Origin of the sequence: Streptomyces sp. NPDC059224 (genome assembly GCF_042754285.1) — a bacterium.
In the GTDB taxonomy this organism is placed as follows: domain Bacteria; phylum Actinomycetota; class Actinomycetes; order Streptomycetales; family Streptomycetaceae; genus Streptomyces.
In genome coordinates, this window is sequence record NZ_JBHZAN010000069.1 from 1 (window position 1) to 15637 (window position 15637).

The 15637-nt window shown below is 71.7% G+C and carries 12 protein-coding genes; 10 read left to right on the top strand and 2 right to left on the bottom strand.

Annotated features, from left to right (window positions below):
• Positions 1 to 481 precede the first annotated feature (481 nt).
• Positions 482 to 2023 carry a hypothetical protein gene (locus ACFXI4_RS42855; RefSeq protein WP_385002643.1) on the top strand — a complete coding sequence of 514 codons (1542 nt, stop codon included), beginning with the start codon at positions 482 to 484 and terminating at the stop codon, positions 2021 to 2023.
• A gap of 7 nt (positions 2024 to 2030) precedes the next feature.
• On the opposite strand, the gene ACFXI4_RS42860 is transcribed toward ACFXI4_RS42855, so the two are convergent.
• A complete protein-coding gene (locus ACFXI4_RS42860; protein WP_385002702.1) occupies positions 2031 to 3590 on the bottom strand; it encodes a Na+/H+ antiporter in 1560 nt (519 codons plus the stop codon).
• Between the two features lie 182 nt (positions 3591 to 3772).
• On the opposite strand from ACFXI4_RS42860, the gene ACFXI4_RS42865 reads away from it, so the two are divergent.
• The 3 genes from ACFXI4_RS42865 (at position 3773) to ACFXI4_RS42875 (ending at position 7380) form a co-directional block, all read left to right on the top strand.
• Complete coding sequence (locus ACFXI4_RS42865) at positions 3773 to 6271, top strand: ATP-binding protein (RefSeq protein ID WP_385002646.1); 2499 nt, start codon at positions 3773 to 3775, stop codon at positions 6269 to 6271.
• Positions 6268 to 7056 carry a DUF4118 domain-containing protein gene (locus ACFXI4_RS42870; protein WP_385002648.1) on the top strand — a complete coding sequence of 263 codons (789 nt, stop codon included), beginning with the start codon at positions 6268 to 6270 and terminating at the stop codon, positions 7054 to 7056. The genes ACFXI4_RS42865 and ACFXI4_RS42870 overlap by 4 nt, the downstream gene beginning before the upstream one ends.
• A 177-nt stretch (positions 7057 to 7233) precedes the next feature.
• A complete protein-coding gene (locus ACFXI4_RS42875; RefSeq protein ID WP_385002651.1) occupies positions 7234 to 7380 on the top strand; it encodes a hypothetical protein in 147 nt (48 codons plus the stop codon).
• A gap of 47 nt (positions 7381 to 7427) precedes the next feature.
• Here ACFXI4_RS42875 and ACFXI4_RS42880 read toward each other — a convergent pair whose 3' ends face one another.
• Positions 7428 to 7946 (bottom strand): hypothetical protein, encoded by a 519-nt coding sequence (locus ACFXI4_RS42880; protein ID WP_385002654.1) that lies wholly within the window; start codon positions 7944 to 7946, stop codon positions 7428 to 7430.
• A 309-nt stretch (positions 7947 to 8255) separates the two neighbouring features.
• On the opposite strand from ACFXI4_RS42880, the gene ACFXI4_RS42885 reads away from it, so the two are divergent.
• The 6 genes from ACFXI4_RS42885 to ACFXI4_RS42910 all read left to right on the top strand — a co-directional run bounded on the left by ACFXI4_RS42885 (position 8256) and on the right by ACFXI4_RS42910 (position 15637).
• Positions 8256 to 10097: an APC family permease gene (locus tag ACFXI4_RS42885; RefSeq protein ID WP_362721570.1), complete on the top strand. Its 1842-nt coding sequence runs from the start codon at positions 8256 to 8258 to the stop codon at positions 10095 to 10097.
• Between the two features lie 298 nt (positions 10098 to 10395).
• Positions 10396 to 10485 carry a K(+)-transporting ATPase subunit F gene (gene kdpF, locus ACFXI4_RS42890; RefSeq protein WP_016434100.1) on the top strand — a complete coding sequence of 30 codons (90 nt, stop codon included), beginning with the start codon at positions 10396 to 10398 and terminating at the stop codon, positions 10483 to 10485.
• Between the two features lie 7 nt (positions 10486 to 10492).
• On the top strand, positions 10493 to 12157 hold the full coding sequence (gene kdpA, locus ACFXI4_RS42895) for a potassium-transporting ATPase subunit KdpA (RefSeq protein ID WP_385002657.1): 1665 nt from the start codon (positions 10493 to 10495) through the stop codon (positions 12155 to 12157).
• Positions 12158 to 12186: 29 nt separating this feature from the next.
• Positions 12187 to 14280: a potassium-transporting ATPase subunit KdpB gene (kdpB, locus tag ACFXI4_RS42900; protein WP_385002660.1), complete on the top strand. Its 2094-nt coding sequence runs from the start codon at positions 12187 to 12189 to the stop codon at positions 14278 to 14280.
• Positions 14281 to 14285: 5 nt separating this feature from the next.
• Positions 14286 to 14954 (top strand): potassium-transporting ATPase subunit C, encoded by a 669-nt coding sequence (locus ACFXI4_RS42905; protein WP_385002663.1) that lies wholly within the window; start codon positions 14286 to 14288, stop codon positions 14952 to 14954.
• Positions 14954 to 15637 (top strand): response regulator, encoded by a 684-nt coding sequence (locus ACFXI4_RS42910; RefSeq protein ID WP_385002666.1) that lies wholly within the window; start codon positions 14954 to 14956, stop codon positions 15635 to 15637. The genes ACFXI4_RS42905 and ACFXI4_RS42910 overlap by 1 nt, the downstream gene beginning before the upstream one ends.

A 15637-nucleotide genomic window follows, 5' to 3' on the forward strand; every position in this document is an offset into this window, starting at 1 on the left:
GGGTGCCTGGGCGTCGCGGGGGGTGCGCTCGCTCATCTGTTGGTCTGTTTGGTGCCAGACGGGGGGTCGGGGGGGGGGGGGCCCGGGGGGGGGCCCCCCCCCCCCCCCCCACGGCGGGCGCACGGACGCCGACGGGACGCCGTCGGGGTGTGGTGCGCGGCGCCCGTCGCTAGGAACGGGCCCCGGCCGCCGCGGTCCGGGTCGGATCCGCCGTCCGGGGCCGTGAGGCCGCCGGCGCCCGCGGCCTCCTCGGGCGGCCGACCGTGAACGTATCCCCTGGCGAGCGCCGGTCGTGCCTGGTCAGCGCGGTATTTGCGGATCCCGTACGGGCGGCGTGAGCATGCCGTCAAGGTCCCGTCAAACTTGCCTGAAGGGTCGTCAGAGGCGCATCAAGGCCGCCCGCACCCGGCCGGATCCGGTCGCAGACTTGACCGGCACGGGGGACGGGCGACCGTCCGTGGCGGGTACCTGGGAGGGGACCGTGACCATGACGGCCGGCACAGCACACAGACCTCCGCACGAGGCTGTCGAAGAGCCACGGCACACCACGGTCGTCCCGCCGCCCGTACCGATCCCGGAGCCGCGCAAGCGGCGCCCGGGGCCGCGGATCGTGGCCGCGCGGGCCGCTCTGCGCCACCGTTTCCGGGCGACCGTTCCGGCACGGCTGCGCCTTCTGCGCGCGGCCACGGTCCTGCTCGCCGGCGCCCTGGGAATCCTGCTCCTGGTCGCCGCACTGGCCGCGGACGGCACCTGGGACGCCGTGGCCGACCGCGACGCCCCCCGCACCACCAGCGCCGCCGGCCTGGAACTGGCCCTGAACGACATGGACGCCCAGGCCGCCAACATCCTGCTCTCCAGCGGGGACGGCGGCACGGGCGGGCTGACCACCCCGCACGCCAAGGCCGTCGGTCTGTACGGCGACGCCCGCCGCGAGATCGGGCACGACCTGCGTAACCTCTCGGCCGCGGCCCAGGGGGACCGGACCGACGAGAAGACGGTCGAGTCGATCACCGACGACTTCGCCGAGTACCAGGAACTCATCGGCCGCGCCCTGGAGAACGACCGCAGGACCGGCGGCAAGCCGGACGCGCTCACCGACTACCGTGACGCCACCGACCTGCTGCGCGGCCACCTGCTGCCGGACGCGCGCAAGCTGGTCGACTCCAACGACTCGGCCTTCGACTCCCACTACACGGCGGCCCGTTCGGCGCTCTCCGCCCAGCTCGTCGCCGTCCTCGCGCTCGGCCTGCTGCTCCTCGCCGTCCTCGGCGCCCTGCAGTGGTACCTGGCCCACCGCTTCCGCCGAAACCTCAACCCCGCCCTCCTGGCCGCCACCGCGTGCGCCGTGGCCGCCGTCGTTCTCGGCACCCAGCTCCTCTCCTCCTCGGCCACGCATCTGACGGTCGCCCGGCACGACGCCTTCGACTCCGTCGTCGCCCTCTCCCGCGCCCGCGCGACCGCCTACGACGCCAACGCCGACGAGAGCCGCTTCCTCCTCGACCCGCAGCGCCGCGCCCGGTACGCGGACGCCTTCCTCGCCAAGTCCCAGGAGCTGTACGGCATCCGGGACGCCACGCTCACGACCTACGACGCCCGGCTCGCCGCCACCTGGCGGGACTACCGGTCCGACGCGGCCGCCCCGCGCTTCACCGGCGAGTTCCGGCGCGAGCTCGACAACATCACCTTCCCCGGGGAGCGGGCCGCGGCCGAGCGGACGGTCGACGCGTACGCCGTCTACGAACGCGACGACCGGAAGATCCGATCGCTGTTCGCCGCCGGCCGGGAACAGCAGGCGGTGGAGTTCTGCATGGGCTGGGAGGCGGGCACGTCCAACGCGCACTTCGGGGCGTGGATGGCCGCGCTGGACCGGGTGACCGACATCAACCGCGCCCACTTCGACGAGTCGGTGGCTGCGGGGCGCGGCGAGCTGACCGGACACCTGGCCTGGACCTGCGCGCTGTTGCTGCTGGCCGTGGCGCTGACCGGGCTGGGGCTGCGGACCCGGCTGGCGGAGTTCCGCTGACGGGACGTCACGCGTCCGCCAGCCGCGCCTCCTCCAGGTCCAAGGAGCGCTGGAGCCGCCTTCGGGTCGTGTCGCTGATCGTGTTCTCGTCGTACAGCCGCCGCAGCTCCGCCGCCTCCACCGCTATCAGGTCGCGGCGCAGCTGCCGGTAGACCAGGTCGGCGGACTCGACCGTGCTGTCGGCCAGCCGGTCGCGGGCGTGGTCGAGGCGGGCGTCGAGGCCGCGCCGGAGCCGGTCCAGGACCACCTCGGGCACGGCCTCCAGCTCGGACAGCTCCTCCAGCCGCCGGATGCCCGCGTCGGCCAGCCGGCAGCGGGCGGCGGCCTCCTCGCGCTCGGTGTGGTCGGGCTCCAGGGCGATACCGGAGCGACGCACCACGGAGGCCAGGGAGAAGCCCTGGACGACGAGGGTGACCACGACGACAGAGGTGGTCAGGACCAGGACCAGCGGGCGCTCGGTCAGCGCCGAGCCGTCCTTCGCCACCACCGGGATCGACAGCGCTGCGGCCAGCGGCACCACGCCCCGGGTGCCGGCCCAGGTCAGCACCACCGGGACCCGCCAGTTCGGCCGCTGGATGCCGCCCTTGCGCTGCACCACCGCCGACAGCGGCGCAAGCCACAGCAGCCGTACCGCGATCAGCGTGGCGGCCACCGCCAGCGCGTACAGCGGCCACACCCGGTCGCCGTCGGACAGTGCCCGCACCTGGGCGGGCAGGGCGAGCCCGATCAGACTGAAGACCACGCTCTCCAGCAGGAAGACCACGGTGCCGTGGACGGCGTGCAGCTGAAGCCTGATGCGGGCGTCGGTGAGCCGGTCGCCGCGGCCGCCCAGGACGACCCCCGCGACCACCACGGAGGTGACACCGGAGGTGTGGGCCGCCTCTGCGAGGACGTACGCGACGTACGGCGTGACCAGGGATATCACCGTCTCCAGGACCGGGTCCTCGGTGCGCCGCCTGATCACCGTGACGACACCGGCGACGACCGCGCCGATCAGGGTGCCGCCGCCCGCCAGCAGCAGGAACTCACCGCCCGCCGTCCCCCAGCTCGCCGCCGCCGAGGCCACCGCGACGCTCACCGCGACCCGGTAGAGAACCAGGGAAGTCGCGTCGTTGAAGAGGCTCTCCGCCTGGACCAGCATCTGCACCTTCGGCGGCAGCGCGAGCCGGCGGCCGAGCGCGGTCACCGCGACCGGGTCGGTACTGGCCAGGATCGCGCCCAGGACGAACGCCATCGGCCAGGACAGCGGGGTGAGCACCGAGGCGACCGCGCCGACGGCCGCCGCCGAGGCCAGCACCAGACCGACCGCGAGGACCCCGACCGGCTTCCAGACCGCGCGCAGCTCACGCCAGGACAGCTCCTCGGCGCTGGCGTAGAGCAGCGGCGGCAGGACGACGAGACCGATGACCTCCGGGCTGATCTGGATCTGCGGGGAGCCCGGCAGCAGGGCCACGGCGAGGCCCGCGACGACGAGGAGGGAGGGGGCGGGAATCCGCCATCGACGGGCGAAGGTCGCGACCACCGTCGCCAATACCACGAGTGCGAGAACCGTAGCCACGCCGCGCATGCCGTCCCCCTGGGGTTCTGCTGGAGCCACGATGACTCCCCGCCGACCAGACTTCCCGGCACACCGCCGTCATCCTATCCGGCCACGGGCCGTCAAGACGGTGTCAACGTCCTCGTCAGCGGCGCCAGAGACGCGTCAAGAGGCCGGGCCAGGGGCCCTGCGGCGCGCTTGTCTTTGAGGTGATGAACGACGTACCGCGCGGACGACTGAAGGTCTACCTCGGGGCCGCCCCAGGGGTCGGCAAGACCTACCGCATGCTCGACGAGGCCCGGCGCCGCGCGTCCCGGGGCGCGGACGTGGCGGTGGGGTTCGTGGAGTCCCACGGGCGCCCGCGGACCGAGGCCATGACCGACGGCCTGGAGGTGGTGGCGCGCCTGCGCTGCGACTACCGGGGCGGCGAGTTCGAGGAGATGGACGTCGCGGCCGTGCTGGCGCGCCGCCCGCAGGTGGCGATCGTCGACGAGTTCGCGCACACCAACATCCCGGGCGGCGGCCGGCACCCCAAGCGCTGGCAGGACGTCGAGGACCTGCTCGCGGCCGGCATCGACGTGATCACGGCAGTCAACATCCAGCACCTGGAGTCACTCAAGGACGTCGTCGAGAAGATCACCGGGGTGCCGCAGCACGAGACGGTGCCCGACGAGGTCGTCCGGCGGGCCCAGCAGATCGAGTTCGTGGACATCCCGCCGGAGGGGCTGCGCCGTCGCATGGCGCACGGCAACATCTACGCCCCCGAGAAGGTCGACGCGGCCCTCGCCAACTACTTCCGCCCCGGCAACCTCACCGCCCTGCGCCAGCTGGCCCTGCTCTGGGTGGCCGACCGGGTCGACGAGGCGCTCCAGTCGTACCGCGCCGAGCACGCCATCGGCGGGGTGTGGGAGACCCGGGAGCGGGTCGTGGTCGCGCTGACCGGCGGACCGGAGGGCGACACGCTGGTACGACGGGCCGCCCGCATCGCCGACCGGTCGGCGGGCGGCGACCTGCTCGCCGTGCACGTGGCCCGCAGCGACGGCCTGGCCGCCGGTGTCTCGCACGCGTCGCTGGCCCGGCAGCGCCGGCTGGTCGAGGACCTCGGCGGCAGCTACCACTCGGTCGTCGGCGACGACGTGGCCACCGCCCTGGTCGAGTTCGCCCGCGCCGAGAACGCCACCCAGCTCGTCCTCGGCACCAGCCGCCGGGGCCGCCTCGAACGCTTCCTCACCGGACCGGGGACGGGGGAGGTCGTCACCGCGCTCTCCGGCGACATCGACGTCCACCGGGTCACCCACGAGCGCGCCGGCCGCGGCACGCTGCTGCCCTCGCGGCGCCGCACGCTCTCCCCGCGCCGCCTGATCGCGGGACCGGTGGCGGGGCTGGTGCTCCCGGTGCTGCTGACCGTCGCCCTCGCCCAGGTCCGGGGCACCGTCAATCTGACCAGCGAGGCCCTGCTCTTCCTGCTCGCGGTGGTCGGCGTGGCCTGCATAGGCGGGGTCACCTCCGCCGTGATCGCGTCCGTCACCGCGTCCCTGCTGCTCAACTACTGGTTCATTCCGCCCGTCGGCCGGTTCACCCTCGACGATCCCAACGCCCTGCTGGCGCTCGGGGTGTTCGCGGTGGTGGCCGCCACCGTCGCCGGGGTCGTCGACCGCTCGCTGCGGCTGTCCCGGCGCGCGGCCCGGGCCGCCGCGGAGGCCGAGACCATGTCGTCGCTGGCCGGGAGCATCGTGCGCGGCGGCCAGACCATCCCGGCGCTGCTGGAGCGTACCCGCGAGACCTTCGGCATGGATTCCGCCGTGCTCGTCGGGGAACTGCCCGACGGCGCCGACGTCACCGCCGTGCCGGCCGGCCCCGGCAACTACCTGGTCCTGCGGGGTCGTACCCCCTCCGCGTCCGAGCGGCGGGTGCTCGGCGCCTTCGCGGCGCACGTCGGCTCGGCCGTGGAGCGGGCGCGGCTCGCGCAGGCCGCCGCCGAGGTCGAACCGGTACGCGCCGCCGACCGCATGCGCACCGCCCTGCTGCGGGCCGTCGGCCACGACCTGCGCACCCCGCTCGCGGCGGGCTGGGCGGCGGTCACCTCGCTGCGCAGCCGCGAGGTGGAGTTCTCCCCGGACGACCGAGACGAACTCCTCGCCACCGCCGAGGAGTCCATGGCCCGGCTGAGCCGGCTGATCGACAACCTCCTCGACCTCAGCCGTCTGGAGGCCGGTGTCCTGACCCTCAACCTCCGGGCCACCGCCCTGGAGGAGGTACTCCCGGCGGCCCTCGCCGACACGCCGGCCGTCGACGTGCACGGCGAGCCGGAGAACCTGCCGCCGCTATTGGCCGACCCGCCGCTGCTGGAGCGCGTGATCGCCAACCTGGTCGGCAACGCGGCCCGTTACAGCCCGCCAGGCAAGCCGGTGCTGGTGACGGCGAGCGCGCTGGCCGGGCGCGCCGAACTCCGGATCATCGACCGGGGACCCGGCCTGCCGGCGGGCGGCCGCGACCGGCTCTTCGAGCCCTTCCAGCGGTTCGGCGACACCGACAACACCACCGGCCTCGGCCTCGGCCTGGCTCTCGCCCGCGGGCTCACCGAGGCGATGGACGGCACCCTGACCCCCGAGGACACCCCGGGCGGCGGACTGACCATGGTCGTCTCGCTGCCCCTGGCCGACGGGGTCCGACCCGGCCTGACCCCGCAGCGCGCAGGAGGTACCTCATGACCACCACAGCCGGTCCGGGACCAGTGACCTTCGGCCGGCGCATGCCCGTCACCAGGGACCGGGTCGCCCTGGTCACCGGCCTTGTCGCCCCCTTCCTCGTCTCCCTCGCCCTCGTCCCCCTGCGCTCCGGGCTGTCCCACACCAATGCGGCGCTGGTCCTGGCCGTGGTGGTCGTCGCCGTGGCGGCGCTGGGCAGCCGTACGGCCGGAGCGGTCGCGGCGCTGTCGGCGGCTGCCTGGTTCGACTTCTTCCTGACCCGGCCGTACGAGACCTTCGGCATCAGCGCCGGCGCCGGCATCGAGACGGCCGTACTGCTGCTCGCCGTCGGAGTGATCGTGGCCCGGCTCGCGGCTCACGCGCGCAGGCTGGAGGTCAGCAGGGTGACCGACGAGGGCTACCTCGCCCGTATCCACGCCACCGCCGAACTGGTCCAGTCCGCCAGGTCCGCCGACACCGTCGTGGACCACGTGCGCCGCGAGCTGACCGGTCTGCTCGGGCTGTCGGGGTGCCGCTTCGAGTACGGCACCCTGCTGGGGCGGCCTTCCCGCCTCGGCGCCGACGGCGCGCTCACCGTCGGACACCGGGTCTGGGACCCGGACCGGAGCGGCTGGCCGAAGGGCGAGATCGAGCTGCGCGCGTACGGCAACGGGCACTACCTCGGCCGGTTCATGCTCACGCCGGGTCCCGGGCCGGTGCCTCCGTTGCAGGCCCGGATGGTCGCGGTGACGCTGGCCGACCAGACCGGGGCGGCGCTGGACACGGCGGGGCCGGTCAGCGCGGGCTGACCGGCGAGGAGGGGCCGGCCCCGGCCCGCGCCGCGCGCCCTGGCGTGCTCCTGGTGATCCCTGAACGCGGCCCGGCCGGAACCGGTCGTGCCGTGAGCGCCGGTCCGGCTGAAGCGACGTCACCCCTTCTCGTGCCGGCGGCATCCGGCGGGCGAACCGGACACATGGTGATCCGCGGTGACGGCGGACTCGCGCACCGGCTCGCCGTCAGCGGCCCCGCACCACGACCAGGCCTCCGCCGTCCGACTGCCCGTCCTCGCGGGGGCCTTCGACTGGCGGGTGCCGCACACGGGGGACCGGGTGGTGGCGATGACCACACGGTGAGGCCCCGACGTGCTGGTGACCGGGGGTGGGGCAGGACGTGAGGAGACCTACTCCAGCCCCGAGGCCTTGAAGACACCCCGGGCGCTCTCGCGTTCGACCTGTTCGCCGAGTCGGCTGAGCGCCGTCGAGCCGCATGTGAGGGTGCCGGCCGCAGCCGCCTTGCGGGCGCCCGCGTCCACGCACAGCCACAGGTCGGGGTTGGCGACGAGGACCTGGGGGTCGATGATCAGCCGTTCGCCGCAGGCGTCACGGAGCACCAGCCGGGGGGAGATGCCGTCGAGGCAGCGGACGGAGACCAGGAGATCGGTGCGGACCCTGCGGGTGCGCAGCAGCCGACGTGAGGTCAGCCAGCCGTCGCCGGCGCGGACCCTTGGCGGGTGGAGGACGGCGAGGAGGAGCAGGGCGAGGGCGGTCCAGAGACTGCCGCGCCACCAGGTGATCGTCCCCGCCCCCCAGTCGGCCAGGAGGAGCAGGGCGAGCAGGACTCCGGCACAACGGACCGATGTGTAGACGTCATTGGACCAACGGTGGTCCTCGGAGGAGCGGGCCTCTTCGCCGTGCTGCATGGGGTGAACGTAGGAGTCGCGGTCCGCGGCGTCAGCAGGAGCCGCATGTCCTTGACGGGACTCTGACGGTCGTGGGCCGGCCCGGGACGTGGGAGGCGAGCGTACCCACGCGGCGACGGCCGCACATCGGCGCGCAGCTCCGCTTCCGCGTGGGACCCGACGTCAAGAGCGCGTCAAAGTCGAACCCTCCCGCGCGAAGAACGCGCAAGGAATTGTCGGCCCTGGCCGGGACGGGACACAACCTAGTCGCATCGCGCGCGGTACTGCCGCGCGCGAAGGCATGTCCAGATCGTTAAGGAGCACCCTTCCATGTCGGTACTGACCACCGAACCGGGCGCCGTGCCCGCCGGTGAGGAGCCGCCCGATACCGGTGAGCGGCATCGGCTCACCGCCGTCACCGGCCTCGCCGCGCTGTCGCTGGACGCGATGGCGTCGGTGGCGTACGGGCCGGAGGCCATCGTGCTGGTGCTGGCCGCCGCCGGTGCGCACGGACTCGGGTTCACACTGCCCGTCACCCTCGCCATCGCCGCTCTGCTGGCCGTGCTCGTCGCGTCGTACCGGCAGGTCATCGCGGCCTTCCCGGACGGCGGCGGCTCGTACGCCGTGGCCCGGACGCATCTCGGCGCCCGGACCAGTCTGGTGGCCGCCGCCTCCCTGGTGCTCGACTACGTCCTCAACGTGGCCGTCGCCGTGACCGCCGGTGTCGCGGCCCTCACGTCCGCCTTCCCGGCCCTCTACCCGCACCGGCTGTGGATCTGCCTGGCCGTGCTGGTGCTGGTCACCGGGGTGAACCTGCGGGGCATCGTCGAATCGGCCAAGGCGTTCATCGTGCCGACGGCCGTGTTCGTCGGGGCGGTCTTCGTGCTGATCGGCGTGGGGCTGTTCCGTTCGTCGCCGGTGAGTACCGTCACCGCCGCCGGACACGCCTCCGTCCTCGCCGACAACGCCTCCAGCGTCGGCGCCCTGCTCCTGCTGAAAGCTTTCGCCTCCGGTTGCGCCGCACTCACCGGCGTGGAGGCCATCGCCAACGCCGTGCCCTCCTTCCGGGCGCCGCGGGTCAGGCGGGCCCAGCACGCGGAGATCGCCCTCGGCGCCGTTCTCGGCGCGATGCTGATCGGGCTGTCGGTGCTGATCTCCCGGTTCCACCTCCAGCCGGTCCAGGGCGTGACCGTCCTGGCGCAGCTCGCCGACGCCTCGCTCGGCCACAACTGGGGCTTCTACGTCATCCAGTTCGCCACGATGATCCTTCTCGCCCTCTCCGCCAACACCTCGTTCGGCGGACTTCCGGTGCTGCTCAAGCTGCTCGCGAGGGACAACTACCTGCCGCACGTCTTCGCGCTCAAAGCCGACCGGCAGGTGCACCGGCACGGCGTGCTCGCCCTGGCCCTGGTCTCGGCGGCGCTGCTGGTGTTCTCCGGTGGTGACACCAACACCCTGGTGCCGCTGTTCGCCATCGGCGTCTTCGTCGGCTTCACCATCGCCCAGGTGGGCATGGTGCGGCACTGGCGGCTGGAGCGCGGGCCGGGCTGGCGCGGGAAGGCCCTGCTCAACGGCTTCGGGGCGGTCCTGACCGGGGTCGCGACCGTCGTCGTCACCGTCGGCAAGTTCGCCGACGGCGCCTGGCTGGTCGTCGTGCTGCTGCCGCTGCTGGTCGCCGTCTTCGGCGCCGTGCACCGCGCCTACGGACGGATCGGGGAGCGGCTCGGGCTCGGACGGATCCCGGAGCCACCGCACCGCGAGCGGTCGGTGGTGATCGTGCCGGTCTCGTCGTTGTCCCGGCTCACCTCCCAGGCGCTGTCCGCGGCCGCCTCCCTGGGCGACGAGGTCCGCGCCGTGACCGTCTGCCACCCCGACCCCGAGGACCGGGCCCAGCTGCACGCCCTGGAGCGCGCCTGGGCCGAGTGGGACCCCGGGGTGCCGCTGGTGAGGCTGAGCTGTGAGCGGCGCACCCTCGGCCGTCCCATCGCCGCGTACGTCCGTGAGGTCACCGCGTCCGAGCCGGCCACCCAGGTGACCGTGCTGATCCCGGAGACCGAGCCCGAGCGGCTCTGGCAGCGGCTGCTGCAGAACCAGCGGGGCGCGGTCGTCGCACACGCCGTGCGCCGGGAGACCGACGCGGTGATCTGCCGCCTGCGGTTCCGCGTGTCCTGATACGCCCGGTGCTTTTGAGGCCGGTGTTTCCCCAGTTCAGTGTGGTTTTGGCGGCCGAACAGCGCTGTCCGGTCGCGGCTTGGCCGAGGCCGCGTAAGAGTCCCGTCAAAGGCGTGAACACCGCCGTAAGGGACCCGTCAACGGTGGCTGAATCCGGCCGGAAAGGCGCTTTCCTCTAACAGTCCAAGTCCGTTCCGAATCTCATTCAGGAGTTCACGATGGCCGATCTGGCCTTCGTCGTCGCCGTGCTCGCGGGTTTCGCGCTGGTGGCTCTCGTCGCCAAGGGGGTGACCAAGCTGTGACCGCCGAGAACATCGTCGGCCTCGTCGTGGCCGTCGCCCTGCTGGGCTATCTCGTCCTCGCCCTGATCTTCCCGGAGAGGTTCTGAGACAGACATGGGTCCCGTAACCGCCGCCGTGCTCCAGCTCGCCGCCCTCATAGGCGCGCTGGCGCTCTGCTACGTCCCCTTCGGCAACTACATGGCCAAGGTCTACTCCTCCGACAAGCACTGGCGCGTCGAGAAGTGGATCTACAAGGGCATCGGCGCCAACCCCGACACCGAGATGCGCTGGCCCGCCTATCTGCGCGGTGTCCTCGCCTTCTCCGCGGCCGGCGTCCTCTTCCTCTACCTGCTGCAGCGGCTCCAGGGCATCCTGCCCGGCTCGCTCGGCTTCTCCTCGGTCAACCCGGCGCAGTCGTTCAACACGGCCGTCTCCTTCGTGACCAACACGAACTGGCAGTCGTACTACGGCGAGCAGACCATGGGGCACATCGTCCAGACCGCCGGTCTGGCCGTGCAGAACTTCGTCTCCGCGGCCGTCGGCATCGCCGTCGCCGTGGCGCTGGTGCGCGGGTTCGCGCGCTCGCGCACCGGTGAGATCGGCAACTTCTGGTCCGACCTGGTGCGCGGCACCGTCCGCATCCTGGTCCCGGTCGCCGCGGTCGCCGCGGTGATCCTGGTCGCCTGCGGTGCCATCCAGAACTTCTCCGGCATCCACGAGGTCGGCCAGTTCATGGGCGGCTCGCAGCAGTGGAACGGTGGCGCGGTCGCCTCCCAGGAGGCCATCAAGGAGCTGGGCACCAACGGCGGCGGTTACTTCAACGCCAACTCCGCCCACCCCTTCGAGAACCCGACGCCCTTCACCAACCTGTTCGAGATCTTCCTGATCCTGCTGATCCCGTTCGCGCTGACCCGCACCTTCGGTGTGATGGTCGGCTCGGTCCGGCAGGGCTACGCGATCCTCGCCACCATGGGTGCCATCTGGCTCGGCTTCGTCACGCTGATGATGTGGACCGAGTTCGCCCACCACGGCCCCGCCTTCCAGCTCGCGGGCGGCGCCTACGAGGGCAAGGAGGTGCGGTTCGGCGTCGGCGGTTCGTCGATCTTCGCGGTGACGACCACGCTCACCTCGACCGGCGCGGTGGACTCCTTCCACTCCTCGTTCACCGGCCTCGGCGGCGGCATCACCCTGCTCAGCATGATGCTGGGCGAGATCGCCCCCGGTGGTACCGGCTCCGGCCTCTACGGCATCCTGATCATGGCGATCATCGCGGTGTTCATCGCCGGTCTGATGGTCGGCCGTACGCCCGAGTACCTGGGCAAGAAGATCGGCGCCCGCGAGATCAAGCTGTCGGCGATCTACATCCTGATCACCCCGGCCCTGGCGCTCGTGTTCACGGCGGCCTCCATGGCCCTGCCGACCCCGCCGCACTCCATGCTCAACCCCGGAGCGCACGGCTTCTCCGAGGTGCTGTACGCCTTCACCTCGGCGGCCAACAACAACGGCTCCGCCTTCGCCGGCCTGAACGCGAACACCGACTGGTTCAACACCATGACCGGACTGGCCATGCTGTTCGGCCGCTTCCTGCCGATGGTGTTCGTGCTGGCACTGGCCGGCTCGCTCGCCGAGCAGCGGCCCGTCCCGGCCACGGCCGGCACCCTGCGCACCGAGAAGCCGCTCTTCACCGGCCTGCTCGTCGGCGCGATCCTGATCATCACCGGTCTGACCTACTTCCCGGCCCTGGCGCTGGGCCCGCTGGCCGAGGGGCTGGCGTCGTGAAAACCCGAACGGAAGCCCACGAGGACACCATGTCCACACCCACCCTTGCGCCCCACCAGGACGCGCCGACCGGGCACAAGCCCGCCGAAGGCCGCGTCGGCGCGGGCCTGTTCGACGCCAAGCAGCTGATCAGGTCCCTCCCCGAGGCCTGCCGCAAGCTCGACCCGCGGGTCATGATCAAGTCGCCCGTGATGTTCGTGGTGTGGGTCGGCTCGATCCTGACCACGGTCTTCTCCTTCAAGGACCCCGGCGACTGGTTCGGCTGGACCATCAGCGCCTGGCTCTGGCTGACGGTCATCTTCGCCAACCTCGCGGAGGCGGTCGCCGAGGGCCGCGGCAAGGCCCAGGCCGACACCCTGCGCAAGGCCAAGACCGACACCGTCGCCCGGCGACTGGCCGGTGGCACCGAGGAGCAGGTGCCCGGCACCGCGCTGAAGATCGGTGACCTGGTGGTCTGCGAGGCCGGCGACATCATCCCCGGTGACGGTGACGTCATCGAGGGTGTCGCGTCGGTCGACGAGTCGGCGATCACCGGTGAGTCGGCCCCGGTCATCCGCGAGTCCGGCGGTGACCGGTCCGCGGTCACGGGCGGTACCAAGGTGCTGTCCGACCGGATCGTCATCAAGATCACGACGAAGCCGGGCGAGACCTTCATCGACCGCATGATCAGCCTGGTCGAGGGCGCGGCCCGGCAGAAGACGCCCAACGAGATCGCGCTGAACATCCTGCTCGCCTCGCTGACCATCGTCTTCCTGCTGGCCGTCGCCACCCTGCCGCCGTTCGCGGACTACGCGGGCACCCATCTGACGATGGTCGTGCTGGTCGCCCTGCTGGTCTGTCTGATCCCGACCACCATCGGCGCCCTGCTGTCGGCGATCGGCATCGCGGGCATGGACCGGCTGGTGCAGCGCAACGTGCTCGCCATGTCGGGCCGTGCGGTCGAGGCCGCCGGTGACGTCTCCACGCTGCTGCTGGACAAGACCGGCACCATCACCCTCGGCAACCGCCAGGCCTCCGAGTTCCTGCCGGTACGCGGGGCCACCGAGGCCGAGGTCGCCGACGCGGCCCAGCTGTCGTCGCTGGCCGACGAGACCCCCGAGGGCCGCTCCATCGTGGTCCTGGCGAAGGAGAAGTACGGGCTGCGCGAGCGGCACCAGGGCGAGCTGGCGCAGGCCGAGTGGATCGCCTTCACCGCCCAGACCCGCATGTCGGGTGTGGACGTCGACGGCAGGAAGATCCGCAAGGGCGCGGCCGGTTCGGTCATCGCCTGGGTCCGCGAGCAGGGCGGCACCGTCGCCGAGGACGCGGACACCCTCGCCAACCGCATCTCCGAGGCCGGCGGCACCCCGCTGCTGGTCGCGGTCGAGGACGCCGAGGGCGCGCGCATCCTGGGTGTCATCCACCTCAAGGACGTCGTCAAGGACGGCATGCGTGAGCGGTTCGAGGAACTGCGCCGCATGGGCATCAAGACCGTCATGATCACGGGTGACAACCCGCTGACCGCCAAGGCGATCGCCGACGAGGCGGGCGTCGACGACTTCCTCGCCGAGGCCACTCCCGAGGACAAGATGGCCCTCATCAAGCGGGAGCAGGCGGGCGGCAAGCTGGTCGCGATGACCGGTGACGGCACCAACGACGCCCCCGCGCTCGCGCAGGCGGACGTCGGCGTGGCGATGAACACGGGCACGTCGGCCGCGAAGGAGGCCGGCAACATGGTCGACCTCGACTCCAACCCGACCAAGCTCATCGAGATCGTCGAGATCGGCAAACAGTTGCTGATCACGCGCGGTGCGCTGACCACGTTCTCCATCGCCAACGACGTCGCGAAGTACTTCGCGATCATCCCGGCCATGTTCGCCGTGGTCTACCCGGGCCTGGACAAGCTCAACATCATGCACCTGTCCTCACCCAGCTCCGCGATCCTGTCCGCGGTCGTCTTCAACGCGTTGATCATCATCGCGCTGGTGCCGCTGTCGCTGCGGGGCGTCCAGTACAAGCCGGTCAGCGCCGACAAGATGCTCCGCCGCAACCTGGGGATCTACGGCCTCGGCGGTCTGATCGCCCCCTTCATCGGCATCAAGATCATCGACCTGCTCATCTCCCTCATCCCCGGAATCGGCTGAAGGCCATGAACAACTCCGTAAGCAACACCGCTCGGTTGCTCTGGGCGGGCCTGCGTGCCCTCCTCGTGCTGACCCTGGTGACGGGCGTCATCTACCCGCTGGTCGTCACCGGCATAGCCCAGGCCGCGTTCCACAGCAAGGCGAACGGCTCCGAGATCAGGTCGGACGGCAAGGTCGTCGGTTCGTCCCTGATCGGCCAGTCCTACAACCTGCCGCTGAAGAAGGGCCAGGAGACCCCGGACGCGGACCTCAAGTGGTTCCAGGGCCGCCCGGCCAACGGACTCGGCAGCAACAGCATCAACACCCAGTACACGCTGATCCTTTCGGGTGCGACCAACCTCGCCGGCGACAACAAGGTGCTGATCCAGCAGGTCAAGGACGCCAAGGCCGCGGTCGTCAAGGACAACTCGGTGCCCGGCTACACGGTCACGCCCGCCCAGGTGCCGGCCGACGCCGTCACCTCCTCGGGCTCCGGCCTGGACCCGGACATCTCCCCGGCCTACGCCGAGCTCCAGGTCCACCGGATCGCGGCGAGGAACAACCTCTCCGCCGACCGGGTGGAGAAGCTGGTGAAGGACCACACCACGGGCCGTACCCTCGGCTTCATCGGGGAGCCCCGGGTGAACGTCCTCGAACTCAACATCGCGCTGAAGGAACTGATCAAGGGCGACTGATGACCCGAGTGCTGGTCGTGGAAGACGACCCACAGCTCGTACGGGCACTCGTGATCAATATGCAGGCACGCCAGTACGGAGTGGACGCGGCGCCCGACGGCGCCACGGCCCTCCGGCTGGCGGCCGCGCGTCAGCCGGACGTGGTGATGCTCGACCTCGGACTGCCCGACATGGACGGCGTCGACGTCATCAAGGCGCTGCGCGGCTGGACCCGTGTACCGATCCTTGTGCTGTCGGCACGGCAGGCCTCCGACGAGAAGGTCGCCGCGCTGGACGCGGGCGCCGACGACTACATCACCAAGCCGTTCAGCATGGACGAACTGCTCGCCCGGCTGCGGGCGGCGGTCCGCCGTACCGAGGACGTGCCGCTCGCCCCCGAGACCACCCGGGTGGAGACCGACGACTTCACCATCGACCTGCTCGCCAAGAAGGCCGAACGCTCCGGCCACGACGTACGCCTCACCCCCACCGAGTGGCATCTGCTGGAGATCCTGGTCACCAACCCCGGTCGGCTCGTCACCCAGAAGCACCTGCTCCAGGAGGTGTGGGGAGTGCCGCAGAGCAACAAGACCAACTACCTGCGGGTCTACATGGCCCAGCTCCGCCGCAAACTCGAGGCGGACCCCTCACACCCCCGGTACCTGATCACCGAGCCCGGCATGGGCTACCGCTTCGAAGGATGA

Bases quoted from the DNA above. Each gene is read 5' to 3' on its own strand.
- ACFXI4_RS42860 (WP_385002702.1), bottom strand. From the start codon at position 3,590: ATGCGCGGCGTGGCTACGGTTCTCGCACTCGTGGTATTGGCGACGGTG.
- ACFXI4_RS42865 (WP_385002646.1), top strand. From the start codon at position 3,773: ATGAACGACGTACCGCGCGGACGACTGAAGGTCTACCTCGGGGCCGCC.
- ACFXI4_RS42870 (WP_385002648.1), top strand. From the start codon at position 6,268: ATGACCACCACAGCCGGTCCGGGACCAGTGACCTTCGGCCGGCGCATG.
- ACFXI4_RS42880 (WP_385002654.1), bottom strand. From the start codon at position 7,946: ATGCAGCACGGCGAAGAGGCCCGCTCCTCCGAGGACCACCGTTGGTCC.
- ACFXI4_RS42885 (WP_362721570.1), top strand. From the start codon at position 8,256: ATGTCGGTACTGACCACCGAACCGGGCGCCGTGCCCGCCGGTGAGGAG.
- kdpA (WP_385002657.1), top strand. From the start codon at position 10,493: ATGGGTCCCGTAACCGCCGCCGTGCTCCAGCTCGCCGCCCTCATAGGC.
- kdpB (WP_385002660.1), top strand. From the start codon at position 12,187: ATGTCCACACCCACCCTTGCGCCCCACCAGGACGCGCCGACCGGGCAC.
- ACFXI4_RS42905 (WP_385002663.1), top strand. From the start codon at position 14,286: ATGAACAACTCCGTAAGCAACACCGCTCGGTTGCTCTGGGCGGGCCTG.
- ACFXI4_RS42910 (WP_385002666.1), top strand. From the start codon at position 14,954: ATGACCCGAGTGCTGGTCGTGGAAGACGACCCACAGCTCGTACGGGCA.